At 45.6% G+C, this 14,106-nt stretch carries 11 protein-coding genes; 4 read left to right on the top strand and 7 right to left on the bottom strand.

Features of this window, described 5'->3' with window-relative positions:
• Positions 1-66: 66 nt before the first annotated feature.
• Positions 67-903, top strand: coding sequence for a helix-turn-helix domain-containing protein (locus OGV98_RS23050; protein ID WP_049000698.1), 837 nt, complete (start codon positions 67-69; stop codon positions 901-903).
• 60 nt (positions 904-963) lie between these two features.
• Here OGV98_RS23050 and OGV98_RS23055 read toward each other — a convergent pair whose 3' ends face one another.
• The 4 genes from OGV98_RS23055 to OGV98_RS23070 are packed head-to-tail and all read right to left on the bottom strand — an operon-like array spanning position 964 to position 5,722.
• Positions 964-1,911 carry a fimbrial protein gene (locus OGV98_RS23055; protein WP_049000702.1) on the bottom strand — a complete coding sequence of 316 codons (948 nt, stop codon included), beginning with the start codon at positions 1,909-1,911 and terminating at the stop codon, positions 964-966.
• Complete coding sequence (locus tag OGV98_RS23060; RefSeq protein WP_049000704.1) at positions 1,902-4,364, bottom strand: fimbria/pilus outer membrane usher protein; 2,463 nt, start codon at positions 4,362-4,364, stop codon at positions 1,902-1,904. Before OGV98_RS23060 ends, OGV98_RS23055 begins: the two co-directional genes overlap by 10 nt.
• Before the next feature lie 18 nt (positions 4,365-4,382).
• Complete coding sequence (locus OGV98_RS23065) at positions 4,383-5,090, bottom strand: fimbrial biogenesis chaperone (RefSeq protein ID WP_049000705.1); 708 nt, start codon at positions 5,088-5,090, stop codon at positions 4,383-4,385.
• 53 nt (positions 5,091-5,143) lie between these two features.
• Complete coding sequence (locus tag OGV98_RS23070; protein WP_196615079.1) at positions 5,144-5,722, bottom strand: fimbrial protein; 579 nt, start codon at positions 5,720-5,722, stop codon at positions 5,144-5,146.
• Positions 5,723-6,204: 482 nt separating this feature from the next.
• On the opposite strand from OGV98_RS23070, the gene OGV98_RS23075 reads away from it, so the two are divergent.
• A complete protein-coding gene (locus OGV98_RS23075) occupies positions 6,205-6,855 on the top strand; it encodes a LuxR C-terminal-related transcriptional regulator (protein ID WP_044714207.1) in 651 nt (216 codons plus the stop codon).
• A 74-nt stretch (positions 6,856-6,929) separates the two neighbouring features.
• Here the strand turns inward: OGV98_RS23075 and OGV98_RS23080 are convergent, their stop codons facing one another.
• From OGV98_RS23080 to OGV98_RS23090, 3 genes are all read right to left on the bottom strand, one after another.
• Positions 6,930-8,426 carry a C69 family dipeptidase gene (locus OGV98_RS23080; protein WP_005121531.1) on the bottom strand — a complete coding sequence of 499 codons (1,497 nt, stop codon included), beginning with the start codon at positions 8,424-8,426 and terminating at the stop codon, positions 6,930-6,932.
• 342 nt (positions 8,427-8,768) lie between these two features.
• On the bottom strand, positions 8,769-9,233 hold the full coding sequence (locus tag OGV98_RS23085) for a hypothetical protein (protein ID WP_003840687.1): 465 nt from the start codon (positions 9,231-9,233) through the stop codon (positions 8,769-8,771).
• Positions 9,233-10,003 carry a winged helix-turn-helix domain-containing protein gene (locus OGV98_RS23090; protein ID WP_016151203.1) on the bottom strand — a complete coding sequence of 257 codons (771 nt, stop codon included), beginning with the start codon at positions 10,001-10,003 and terminating at the stop codon, positions 9,233-9,235. The genes OGV98_RS23085 and OGV98_RS23090 overlap by 1 nt, the downstream gene beginning before the upstream one ends.
• A 576-nt stretch (positions 10,004-10,579) precedes the next feature.
• Between OGV98_RS23090 and OGV98_RS23095 the strand changes: the two genes are divergently transcribed.
• Positions 10,580-11,197 carry a helix-turn-helix transcriptional regulator gene (locus OGV98_RS23095; RefSeq protein WP_003023988.1) on the top strand — a complete coding sequence of 206 codons (618 nt, stop codon included), beginning with the start codon at positions 10,580-10,582 and terminating at the stop codon, positions 11,195-11,197.
• A 74-nt stretch (positions 11,198-11,271) separates the two neighbouring features.
• Positions 11,272-14,097 carry an intestinal colonization autotransporter adhesin MisL gene (gene misL, locus OGV98_RS23100; RefSeq protein WP_136346024.1) on the top strand — a complete coding sequence of 942 codons (2,826 nt, stop codon included), beginning with the start codon at positions 11,272-11,274 and terminating at the stop codon, positions 14,095-14,097.
• Positions 14,098-14,106: the final 9 nt, after the last annotated feature.

Genomic DNA, 14,106 nt, shown 5'->3' on the forward strand with positions numbered 1-14,106 from the left:
ATTGTTAAATGGACTGACGCTTTTTGTTATTGCGTTTTTTATGGTTATTAGGTAGGAGAGGGGCCATTGAAGACAAAGACTATAAATGATGTGTTGTATTATATAGAAGATAATTTTGTTTCGGGCATCGATATTGATGATATTTCACGGTTTTCTGGATATAGTCGAAGGCATATTCAGAGTGTTTTAAAACAGCGAATCAATATGCCCGTTGGATTGTATATTCGTAAGCGACGCGTAACCAAAGCGGCAAACTTGTTACGTCTTACCTATATGGATATTATTGATATTTCATTGCGGGTAGGATTCGATTCCCAGCAATCTTTCTGTCGTGAATTTAAAAAACTAACAGGTTATACTCCCACAGAATACCGGAAAAATTCCAGTTGGGATCTCGCACCATTACTGTCATTTGTACAGCGCTGTGATGTTGTTGTCAGCGAATTACAACTTCGTACCTTGCCTGCTGATATCGTTCACGGATTTCAGTATAACTATGATACACCAATCCCACCCGCCAGTGATTCGCATTTGCATCGATTAAATTTGATATTTGAGCAACTTACCAGTTCAAAACAAAATGTGTGGGCATTAACCGATTTCTCTTCCAATCCAAACTCAATGATGCGATTGAAAGTAAAGAGTATCATTGGCAATAAAACTCATCATTCGCCAAATATCTATAATCGTTATGACTGTCCTTCGGGGGTTTATGCCTGTTTTTCATTCAGGTTTAAGAAAGAGGACTATCCATTCTATTCAAGATATATTTATTTGAAAATGCTGCCAGAGAGTAAATTAAAAAGAAAAACAGGTTATGATATTGAAATATTTAAATATAATCAAGAAGATATTAACAATAAAACAATTACCTGTGAACATTACATTCCCATTGATATGTAATGTAAAAAAGCTCCACTTACGTGGAGCAAAGACTACGCAGTACGCCTAAATTAGGAACGATTATTGGTATTCAGCATTGAAATACAAGACTGAGCGCACAATTCCAGGACTAACTTTGTTAGTTGTTTGATAATATTGTGCATAAAATGGGATAGAGTGGTTTCCTTTATTCTGATGCGCTAAATGGATATACGTGGTATTTTTTAAGTTGATAACTCTTTGTTGTTGATCCAAAACCTGAATACCTATACCAACCGCGCCTTTGGGGTGGATATTCTGTAGTACACCACTATTACTGCTGTGATTATTCTCTATGCCGCTCCAGCTTAGAATAATCTGAGATGGTGTTGTAAAATCACTTTTACAAAAAAGGTCGATAGTAAATGGTTTTCTTCCTGCCGTGCTGCCAGGGCCGCTAAACTGCTCAAGTGCTACACTGGGGAGTTTTACGTTGATTGTACGGTTACCTTTGATCGTGCATGACCGGTTGAGCATAGTAATATATTTTGCCGGCACAATAATATCCACCACGGGCAACGATTGAGTTGCACTTCTGATTTGCAGGTTGATCGCACCCGCAGCAGGCCCGGCCGCAAGCTGATTATCCAGCTTGATTAGCTCAATATTAATTTTGCTGTTTCTGAACTCATCTGCCGTTGCTTTGAAATCGGATGGCCACTGGATCTTTCGTCCGGTTGAGGTTTCCAGGGTGACTTTAATGCCAATACCGCTCACATTGCTACGTATAATACCGGGCTGTTTCATTGCGGACAGATCCCCAATAATCTGGGCAGAAAAAGGCTGGCTGTCATTACAACCTGACGACTGAATATTCTGTAGTGAAAGTGTGCGCGTCTGAATAACCCCTCCGGACTGGATTGACTGTTTATCGTTAACGATTTCCGGTGACAAGATAATCTTTTGTGTGTTCAGGGTACATGCAGCACTAGCTGTCTGATGAATGCCCATTACACACCCCAGAATTAGAACGATACGTATTATCGACATGTGGCCTCCTGATTTTTTAACACGATCGTGCATTTCCCCGTTTCCAGTGAAACGAACACTTCTGGTGAGGTAGTTTCATCAATATAAAGCGCACCACCTTGCCCAACGTAGCCGACATGATTATTAGCTTTGTCGCGGATGATGGCGCCGAATGGCATTTTCTGCTGACCCTGCAGACGAGGATAAATAATATTCTGTTTTCTTAGTATCGTTTCAAAAGTGACTGGAATGACATTACCTTCATACGGCGCAATCTTGGCCTGGGTTTTGGTAAAATTTAGGCCTTCAGTTGAACCTTTTGGATCGATAGTGACGTCGTTTACGCGCCATGGACGAAGCCAGGGCAGAATAGCGTAGCCATTTTTATCGAAGCGGGTTCCAGGCACGCCATCAAGATGCGCGCCATACGCATCAGGCGCATGGACTAATGCGACGGTATCTGAGCGCTCTGGAGAGAACGTTATTCCCCCCGCGTGGCCAACCAGCATTCCACTCATTCCCCCGCTGACCTGATGCCATGAGTTGCTTTGGCTCCACGTTCCGCTCAGAGAGGTATAAGGCGTACGTACCATGCCGTTTGTCCCCCATTCCACATCACCACCACGGGCATAGCCAGTATTTACGCCCCAAACGATATTGTTTTCTTCATCAGACGACGTCGTGAAGCCGAGGCGTGTATTGCTCGCTTTGCCGTTATTGCTGTAGCTATCAGAGGAGATTTGCGTAAAACCGGCGTTATCCCGGGGCAGGAAATAGCTGAATGAGAGCATGATTTGGTCGTCTTTGGTGACGGAGCCCTGTTGGTCCTCATTCCATAAACGCTGGGCGGATATGCTCCAGGTCAGGTTGCCCCTGGCATTGGTGTAACCCATGGCATATTGGCGATAGTTATCCTGTTGATCCCAGAACTTCTTAAGAGAGCCAGATAAATAGAATGAGCCCCAGGTGTCGGATAACGGCTGATTAATACTGGCGCTAAACGACTGCTTTTCGCGTAATGAGAGGTATTGGTTGACGGATGCTTGTGTATCCAGGGCATCCAGCGCATCGCGTTGACCGTAAAAGTGATGTGAACTGTATTTAGCTTCCAGCCAAAACGAGGTTTCTGACCAAGGGAGAGTGCGATTCCATGTCAGACGATATTGTTGTCCTTGTTGGCGATCGTCCTCAAGATTCAGGCGAGATTGGGTGACATCAAGGGCGAATGCGCCAAGCTGGGAATTGAGGCCGCTACCGATGAGGGCTGACTGATAGCGCTCGAATCCGGATGCCCCCGTATACAACGTTAAATAGTTGTTCAGGCCATACTGCCAGTAGGCCTGTGCGGCAAACGGATCTTTATCATAATTATCTTCATTGACGGTCCCAAGGGTGATGCCATAGCGCGAAACGCCGGGTTTTAGTAGTTGTGGTACTGAAGAGTATGGAACGGTAAAACGGCGGATACGTCCGTCTGATTCCTGAATCGTGACCAGCAATTCGCCGCCAGTATTCGCGGGCAACACTGATTCAATCGAGAATGGCCCAGCTGGAACCGAAGACTGATGAATAGTTTGGCCATCTTGGGTAACGGTGATGCGGGCATTGGTCTCTGCTACGCCACGAATGATTGGCGCCCAATTTAGTGTGCTGTCCGGGCGCATTAAATCCTCAGAAGCCAACCCCATCCCGAGAATAGCAATACTGTCGAACATCTGGCTATCAGTATAGAACTTGCCAGCGCTGAACATGGATTTCCAACTAGTGATTGGCCGCTTTAGCGTTGTACGATTATTCGTGTAATGGCTGCCCATTTTGCTGTCCCAATTTTGGCTACCAAAATGTTCAATTAGCCACCCGCCAGCGGAGCTGCGGATATCCATTCCCAGCCAGGCGCTGTCCGTACTTGAGCGATTGCTACCGCGTTGCTGAGTACTGTAATAATCTGCGTTGTAGCCGAAATTAATCGCCGGAACTCCCGGTTGCCATAATTCAGGCTGGATATAATTAGTTTCTATACTGTCGAGATAGGCTTGGGGGACGGTGATGTGCAGTTCAAGTTGGCTGGTATTGAGCCTCTCCGTTGCTTTCCCGCTGGTGTCCCAATCCGCAATGGCGCCGCAGCGTGTAGGGTGAGTTGTCAGCGTTTGACTCATTTTTTCAGGGTTAATTCCCACACTTTTAAGAAATGCTTTTGGATAGCAACTAACCAAATCGCCGTTATTATCTTTTTTGAATAAGAGTTCACGGCGTCCTCGCCAGCTATCATTAATATAAATATCTACGATATATTTTCCTGGTAATAATCCTGCGGCATTGAATGATTGTAAATCGTTAAGTGTGGCATTTCCCATCAGAATAGCATTGTCAAATTCATAACGGTTAGTGCTGTCTGCATGAAGCATGGCTGAAAATAACGAGCCATATAAAACTACGCAGCCATGTAATGCTAAGCTCCGTTTACGTAAACTCATTCTGCATTCCTTTTTCTTCTATTTATTGATGGCCTTTTTAAATTCCACGACGCTGCCGTAATCGCTGACCGCCTGTAAAATAATAGGTTCTCCAGGTTTTATTTTTTGTTTTGAATTGACCTGAATTTTACTTTTAGGTGCAACCATGATGCTTTCTTGCAACAACCCGTTTCCTGAGGTGCTAACAATATCTACAACTGTGATAAAAAAAGGCGTCGGGTTTACCAACGTAATACCGTCAGAAGTAGCTATAAACTCCATCTTGCTTTCGGCATTTTGACGATCTCCTAAACCGATCGGGCGCCAAAAAAATTTAAATCGAGAACGAATGGCCAAATTAAGAATGGCTGCATTTTCCGTAGCGTGGTTTTTATCTATGGAGGGGATGTCCAGAATATTTAACCACCATAATGATTCTCGATCGGTAGCTGCAATGCGTTTATCAATAGCTTTTTTGATTCTTATTGATTGTCCATTATTTGCATCAATGCGAGCAATCGGTGGTGAGATAATAAATGGAGTGGAAATTTCTTCGGGTAATTTCCCAGCGTCCCCTTTATCCAACCATACCTGAGCCAGTGAAGGTGAGTCTCCTGAATTGGACATTTGTATCGTAATTTCAGTAGTCTCTTCAGAGTATATGAATCGGGTACCATTTACGATGATGTTATTTGCATGTGCAAAAGAAATATAAAAAAGAGCAAGCAGAGAAAAGATTATTTTCATATGACCTCTGGCAAAAAAAATGCCATAGCAACAAGTGCTACGGCATTATGTGGTTAGAGATAGGTAATGCTGTAGTTTGCTTGGGCAGTGACCGGCCCTGTAGTAACACGTTCCCACAAATTGCTATCACGCGGTTTGATATAGCCGACACTGAATGTGTATGTTAGTGGGGAATCATTATGACCGATTGATTGATAATTATCTGGCTCAAAACGATTAGCTTTTTCGTTTAAGTTAATCTTGCGTCCATTTTTATCTATTAACACTAATGCAACGTTTTTTGCACCAGCAGTATCAGTGTTTTTTAGATAACCTTCACTCGTCAAATTAATGTTATTAACCCATGCTAATTTAGGGATTAATTTTGCGTGGGTATAACAATCTTTAACCTTAATGGTAAAATTCTGCTCCTGCACTGAAATTATATGCTTAACGTTATTATTTAATACCGGGTTTAATCTAACGTTTTTATTATCATCGCCATTTGTAATTTTGCAAGAACTGGAATAAACATGACCTGTGAAATTCACTTTGCCTTGCGGATCATGGTTATTACTGCCCAAACCTATTGCCATTGCTGAAGGAATTGATACTGCATATGTAATTAACATCACACTTAATAATTTATTCATAATGCATTCCTCATTTAGAGATAAATCGTCCCTATTATCAGTAACATTGTTCGGGCACATTTTGTCTTGCACCCTATAAGGCTGTCGCCCGCTATCAATTATGTTAGATAAATTATTGTTGTACATCGTAGATTGGACGTATTTCACTAATCCTATGATATTAACAATGATCGTTAAATATGAGTCTTAATGAATTGTTATCATCAGTAAGATGATTGTAGCTAAGATACTTCTTAACTCAATGCGTGAAGTTAAAACATATAAAATACAATGTGCTAAGTTGTTGATTTTAAAATTTTCAAATTACTGTAAACAAAAATCGAACTTTGCATTCGGAAAAAGCGAATGATCGTATTGCACAATTAGCTAAATTTCCGTAATTCAATCAGATTATCTTTAATCTTAAGTAATGACTTGTTATTGGTTTTCCATGCAATAACAATAGGGAATATTGTCAATCCTCATTTGAATGAAGGCCACATATGCTTAACATGGATAGTAAGATAATACTGATTAGTAACCAATCAATACAAACGCAGCTGTTGCTGGATTATCTCAATAAGCAAAGCAATATACTGGTTGATTTTGTTAACATTAGCAGACCGGATATGTCGTTTATCGCTGAGGAAAGTATCATCCTCTATGATATTCAGGCATCTAGTCGTAAATTAAAAAATATCTGGTCAAAACTACTTAATGAAAGCGCATGTGGTTTGCGTGTTTATATTATTAATTGCCTGCGATCGCTCCCGCTATATGAGAACATGCTATGGCCAAATTTTGAGTCGATCGTACCAAATAATTGCTCTATTGAACATTTATTAACGCTTCTTAAAGAGGGGCGTAAGACTTCTCGTCCACCACGCTCACTATCACCGCCGCAAAAAAATATAAACCTCATGCCATCCTATAATGACAACGGAGTTTTAACCGAAAGAGAATATGAAGTTCTGACTGAATTGTCGAAAGGGGCATCAAATGTTGAAATTGCTAACGCATTTTTTATCAGTGAAAATACAGTGAGAACGCATATTTATAATATTTTTAAAAAAATCTCTGTGAATAACCGAACACAGGCCGCCTGCTGGGCCAACTCGCATCTTAGAAGCCCGGTTCTAGAACAACTACCCTGACAAGAAATGTAAGCCATACTGCTGGCACAAAGTTCTAACGTTGACTTTGTGCCAGAATACTATCGCGTCGTTACTCAGTCTTTTTTCGCAGCGTTTGCAAAGAAGATATCAGACTGAATGTCTTTGGTGCGGATGGTAAATAGCTGATTAGTCAGATCTTCCGTCAGCTTCTCGGCGTCGGCCATGATGCGCAGGTTGAAGTCATTCAGCATCTTATCGGCGGCTGGTTTATCGGTTTTCGCCATCTTCAGATACTCTGCTTCAACCTCTTTTTGCTCCTTGGCCACTTTGTCTTCCCACGCTTTGTAGGCTTTTTTGACGATTGGCGCGAGCTTCGGATAATCGGTCATCGTCAGCGTTTGTAATTTACGATATTTCCAGTAGATAGACTGATCGTCCGCTTTATCGGTACCCATCGTATAGTTAGCCGGATACGCTTTCAGGCCGCTGTAGTACGGAACAAAGGCGGTGAGATCAGCCATGCCCAAACCAATGTAGGTCGTTTCACCGATCTCTTTTGGCAACCACGGACGGACCTGCATAACATGCGCTTCATAGGTGCGGAAGACGCTGACCGGACGCCATGGCTCTTTGCCGTTCAGACCGTTGGTGTAGGGGTCATGGCTGGTGCCTTCATAATGGTTACGCAGTACGGCCTTCACATCGTCCAGTGTCATTTTCTTCTCTGGCGTCATGAAGACCGGGAATTCGCGCCCTTTGGCCATATCCTGGTTTACGGAAGGATTGAACTCTTTCTGGATGGTCCAAACGCGAGGGTCGTTATACGTGCGGTCACGCTCATCATCACGGGTATAGGCTTTGGAGAAGTTGAATTTGCCATCTTTTGCCGGTTCGTACAGACCCTTTTCGGTCGCAAATTGAATCAGGTTTTTTGACGCCATCATGTCCGGGTTTTTCGGATCGTAATCCTGTAAGCGGCCCTGGTTACCGGTGGCAAAATACTGGTTATTTGGCAGACGCTGCGCCATCCACTGATGGCCGCTGCCGGTTTCCAGATACCAGATCTCGTTATCGTCGACGACGGCAACGCCAAAGCCTTCGCCTGCGCCGACGGTCTCAACGATATGGCCCAGTAGCGCCACGGCTTCACGCGCGGTTTTACTCTGCGACAGCAGAATATCCGGAATATCGTCTTCGGTGATCCCTTTATCCTCAACGTACGGGTCGGCGGCCAGCGCTTTTGGTGAGGCAAAAATAGATTCTGTGCCGCTCACGCCAACGCCCAGCTCGTTAAATCCGGTCGCGCCGTGCAGTTGGGTTTTCCAGTTTGGAACAGTGGTATAACGCAGCGAGTTTTTTGGTAGCGGCCAGGTAAAGTCATTCGCACCGTTATGTGCTTTGGTGCTGTATACCCCGGTCTGATTCTGTTTTGCCGGGTGAATGACAAAATGTTGCGCTTTCAGGGCATCGCTGTCAGCGCTACGGGCAACCAGCATCGAGCCGTCCGCTGATGCTTCGTTGCCGACCAGCAGGGTCGTACAAGCAAAACCTGATGAAACAACGGCCAAATTTATAGAAAGTGCAATCAGGCACTTTTTAAAAGTAAACATTACGTATCCCTCATATGTACGCCAAAAATACACCGGAAACATACCGTTTCCTGAAATGCGATAACGCCTGAACCTTCAGACATTGCTCGCGAGAGAGATAAACGCCCCTGCCCACGCCTTCTCCAAATATCCATCCGTAGATTGAAGTCTTCTGGACAAAATAAAACGCCCATTTCGCTTAATTATTACGCAATGGATATCGTGATATTCAGGATGTTTCCTGATTCGGGATGAAGAATAGCAATGGGTTATTAGAGGATTCAGTGACCCATGTCGCGTAAGTCGATGATGGCAAATATGAATTCCATTGAGGGGGCGCGATTTTTGTTTCCGGATATGACGTTACCTCTTGCGGCAATACAACGAGGGTACATTGGAGCTGGCAAAGATCCATGTGCCCTTATACTCTTCCATGACCAGACTGAGGGTTCGTCCGCTTTGGCGGTAAAAACCGGGTAAGGTATTGTTAATATCCGTTTCATCGGCGCTGTCTGCGAAGGTTTTGACCACCTGCATCGCCTGTAGCACCCGGGCTTCGTGCTGTCTGGTGTAGTTGAAATAAATGTTCCTGCTGATGTCTGAGGTATTACGTCCGTACAGTTTTCCGGTAATGGTGGCCAAACCTGCATTATCGTACATCCGAAACGCTAACGTACCGGCAAAGCGATTGCTGCCAATATTCCATTCCACGTTGCCGATGCAACTCAGCGGCTTTTCGGCAAAGCGTGAATACCATAGCCACCCGCCTGAACCGAGCAACGTCGCCAGACCGATTACCAGCAGAATAAGGTGATGTATTTTTTTCATTACCCGCGCATCCAGTAATAGTGGGTAGTACAAAACGCGTTAGCATCTATCCGCGCATCTTTATCACAGACAAACGCCACGATCCTCTCCGCTTTGCGGTAGCCGGAAAGGAAGACGTGCTTGTTGTTTTCGCAGAGATAGGGATGCAGTTGCATCAGATTGAAATAATTCTCCTGGTCGTGCTCATTTGGTGAGTAATAAATTTTACAGTTTTGCCGAGAGGGAACTTGCATAGAAACAGACACGAATTTACTAAACGGCATAACAGGACGCGTCTGATACCACACCAGCCAGATAATCAGGGTGGCAATAACGATGCCCGTGCTAAATATAATGTACCACCAGGGTCCCCGCGTCGTTTGTTGAGGCGCGGGAGCAATTATCTTTGGGGGCGCGTAATCCTCTATAACCGGTGGCTGGTAAACTTCACTTTGAGGATGTGTTATCGCCTCAACCTGCGTATTTTCATTTAATGCAAGCCCGCGCCGGGAAATTGTTTTTACCGTATCTCTCGGCAGACCCACATCCGCCAGAGCATTACGTAGCGTCAGAATAGCCTGGTAAAATGTGTTGGTGGTGGTCACATTATTTCTCTCACCCCAGCCCACTTTAATCAACGTGTTCTGAGAAACAATGTCACTTGCGTGAGTAATTAAATAGAGAAAACAGAGCGAGGCTGGTATCTGTAGTTGAATTGCTCGCCCTGTCTGTCGATTGACCAGGCTTTTGTTATCAGGATTAAATTCGACCAACTGATTGATAAGGTACAATTGCCCAGCCCTCAGTAACCTAAACGTATCACCGCATGTGCCAACACTTACCTTAAATTTTACATCCAAATTGATAATATGCCTCACTCTTTGTACGTGATCGCAGATAAGAATTTCACTTAAGATTTAAATGTTCTTTACATACAACGTGTTAGCTGATCAAGTTCTTAGGTAAAATTAACTAATGTTAAATAATGAGAATTCATTACAGGTTTATCTGAATTATCATTATATTTATACACAGCACTTCAAGGGTGATTGAGTTATCAGTATTGTGTAATTAATGAGCATCGTTTACATCGGTTGTTTTTTAGCAAATAGTGCTTTTTTAAGATTTATCCTAGGATTTTAATTTATGCATAAAATTCCTAATGCCCAGACTGTTATTCTGAGATAAGGCACAAAAAAGCTTAGCGCAATCGTATTAATCACAGTCCATACTTATTAGCACATCAGGAGTTTATTACATTTTATTAGCGCCACTGTTATTAGCTGACAAGGAATGTTGTACGTGTCGGATTGACACATTTATTTACCAATGAAATATTTATGGAAAAATAACAGGAGTCATTTTTGATGAAGAGATCACCATCACAGAGTGTTCGTTGCATAAGCTGTGAATTATCCTGTCAATTATTTCCGGATGCTGCGGTTCGCGCCAGTTACTGTCACCGTGCCGCTTTTGCTATCTGGCCTGAGGGAAATGGCTTTCTGCAAAAAGGAATTATTGAAAAACTTCTGCTTAATAATCAAAACCATTTGTCGCGCGGGTTTATTTTTGTGGACTTCTCTTTCCCGAACCTGCGCCTGTTTGCCGACCCGCAATGGGTTGATCGTCTGGCTTATAGCGGCATGCATATTGTTTTGATAGCGGACCGGAACCTGGCGCCGTTAGCCAACTACTGGCTGTCGAAAAGCAATAAAATACAAGGGATTATATATTCTGATGATGATGATGACGTACAGCATCAGAAAATGAGACGATTATTTACCGGTCATCTCGCTAACAGTAAACGTGGGCGCACACTCAACTATACAGAAATGATATTACTGAAGCGATTTGTCTCAGGAAAAAGTATTCAGCAAATTACCCAAATAGATAATATTGATATTAAGAAAATATATGTCTATAAGCTCCGGCTTGAAGATAAGTTGGGCCATAGTATTCATAAAATACTATCGAATATTTTATAACGCATTTCTGATTTTTATTATTTCACATCCTTGCGATGTGGTGGACGCTCTACGCCTAATAGCAGGAGGCTAATATGCCAAATCCCAAATCTTACTCTCGTATTGCCATCGCGGTTTCAGCCGCATTAACTTCTATGGTATTTTCGGCCCATGCAGCCTGGATTGATGTTGATAGTCTTCCTTCCAGCGGTCTGGTTAGTAGTCTGCCCCCGGAGTTGCAGGCTTTATTTCCTGCACAGGCGAATGCCAGTTTCGCTAAAACCAGCGCTACGCCGAATTATGTTTATCAATGGAGTGCTGGCACCATTCCGGTTTTTGGCAATGGGTTAACGCTCAATGGGCCAGGAGCAGAAGCCTTCGAGCACTCCATTACCGTTATTCAGAATAGCGCGACGGGTAGCCCAGGCGTTATTTTCGGTGACGACCTGACGATTCGCACACAGTCGAAGAATGCTGCCAACAATGGTAAAGATGTTGACGGTATTCGCACGCACGGGGCTAATACGCCGGATAACCCGGTCTTTATCATCACCGGAGATCGCACCAGCATTTATGTGGACGGTCAGGATGGTGACGGTATTAACGCCGGTTACAACTCCTATAGCCAGGGTTGGAAAGGTTCAGCCAACATATACGTCGGCGACGATCTGTATATTCAAACCACCGGTTATCAGGGGCGTGGTATCACTGCAAACGCAATGAAAGACGCTACGCAGGCCAAAAATACGATTGTCGTCGGCGATCGGGCACACATTGTGACGATCGGTGACAGTTCAGAAGGTCTTCGCACCGGGCAGAGCGGCTCCTCGATCCGCCTTGGTGATGACGCCACTATCGAGACGTCGGGCGCGTCCTCGACAGGGATCTATGCCGCCTCATCTTCCAAAACGGAACTGGGCAACAATGCCACGATTACGGTCAACGGCGTCAGCGCCCATGCGGTTTATTCCACCAATGCAACCGTGAATCTCGGCGAAAACGCGACGATCAACGTAAACAATTCGGCGAAAGCGGCGTCTTACAGCAAAGCGCCACGCGGTCTGTATGCGACTTCACGCGGGGCAATAAACCTGGCTGGCGGCGCCTCCATTACTATGGCGGGCAATCACAGCAATGAAAGTTATGCCATCAGCACCGAAACGGGCGGCTCCGTAGACGGCTCCGCTGGCGGGCGCTTCCTTATCGACGGCGATCTTCACGCCGCTGGCGCGACTGCCGCGACCAGCAGCCTGCCGCAGCAAAACAGTACCATTACGCTCAACATGACCGACAACTCGTTGTGGAGTGGGGCGTCATACATCACCAGCGTCTCGGCCGGAACGGGGGTTATCTCGCTGCAAATGAGCGATGCGACCTGGAACATGACCAACAGCTCAACGCTCACCGACCTGACGCTGAACGGCGGGTCAGTGGTGAACTTTGGGCATACTGACGGCGAACCGTGGCAGACGCTTACCATTAATGAAGATTTCACCGGCAACGGCGGCAAACTGGTTTTCAATACCGTCCTGAATGACGACACCTCCGAAACCGACAAGCTGAAAGTGCTCGGCAACACCGCAGGTAATGCGTTTGTGGCGGTGAACAACATTGGCGGAACCGGGGCGCAGACCGTTGAAGGTATTGAGATCATCGAAGTAGCCGGTAATTCTGACGGTACTTTTGAGAAAGCAGGCCGTATTGTTGCTGGTGCGTACGACTATAACGTGGTGCAAAAGGGCAGCAACTGGTATCTAACCAGCTTTATTCCTGCTCCGCCGGATCCGGAAGAACCGGACCCGGTCGATCCGGACCCGGTAGATCCCATCGACCCAGACCCCGTTGACCCGGATCCGGTTGACCCTATTGACCCAGGTCCTGTCGATCCAGACCCGGTCGATCCGATAATCCCTGAGCCGGAAATACCTGTCGCACCTCCGGTCACCGAGCAGCAATACCGCCCGGAAGCAGGCAGTTATCTGGCGAACAACTACGCCGCTAACACGCTGTTTATGACCCGACTGCACGATCGTCTGGGCGAAACGCAGTACATCGACATGCTGACGGGCGAGAAAAAAGTCACCAGTATGTGGATGCGTAACGTCGGGGCGCATACCCGCTTTAAAGACGGTAGCGGGCAGTTGAAAACCCAAAGCAACAGCTATGTGTTGCAGCTGGGCGGTGATCTGGCGCAGTGGAGTAGCGACGGCCTCGACCGTTGGCACATCGGCGCAATGGCTGGTTACGCCAACAGCCAGAACCGCACGCAGTCCAGCCTGACCGGCTACCATTCACGTGGTCAGGTCACCGGTTACAGCGTAGGGCTGTACGGCACATGGTATGCCAATGACGCAGACAAAACCGGCACCTACGTGGACACCTGGATGCTGTACAACTGGTTTGATAACAAGGTGATGGGCCAGGAGCAGGCGACAGAGAAATATAAATCCAGCGGGATTACTGCTTCGGTCGAAGCGGGTTATAGCTTCAAACTGGGTGAGAACGAGCGCAACAGCTACTGGCTGCAACCAAAAGCGCAGGTGGTATGGATGGACGTGCAGGCCGACAGCCACCGCGAAGCGAACGGTACCCGCGTGAAGGATGACACCGATGGCAACCTGATGACTCGTCTGGGCGTGAAAGCCTTTATCAACGGCCATAACGCCATCGATGACGGTAAATCTCGCGAGTTCCAGCCGTTTGTCGAAGTCAACTGGATCCACAACACGCAGACGACCAGCGTGAAGATGGATGATGTGAGCAACGATATGCGCGGTACGAAGAATATCGGCGAGCTGAAAGTGGGCGTTGAAGGTCAAATTACTCCGCGCCTCAACGTGTGGAGCAACGTGGCCCAACAGGTCGGCGACAAAGGCTACAGCGATACCCGCGGTATGCTCGGCGTGAAATATAACTTCTGATGTAGTTGC

The sequence above is a fragment of the Citrobacter sp. Cf136 genome, from assembly GCF_030333815.1.
Taxonomy (GTDB): Bacteria; Pseudomonadota; Gammaproteobacteria; order Enterobacterales; family Enterobacteriaceae; genus Citrobacter; species Citrobacter freundii.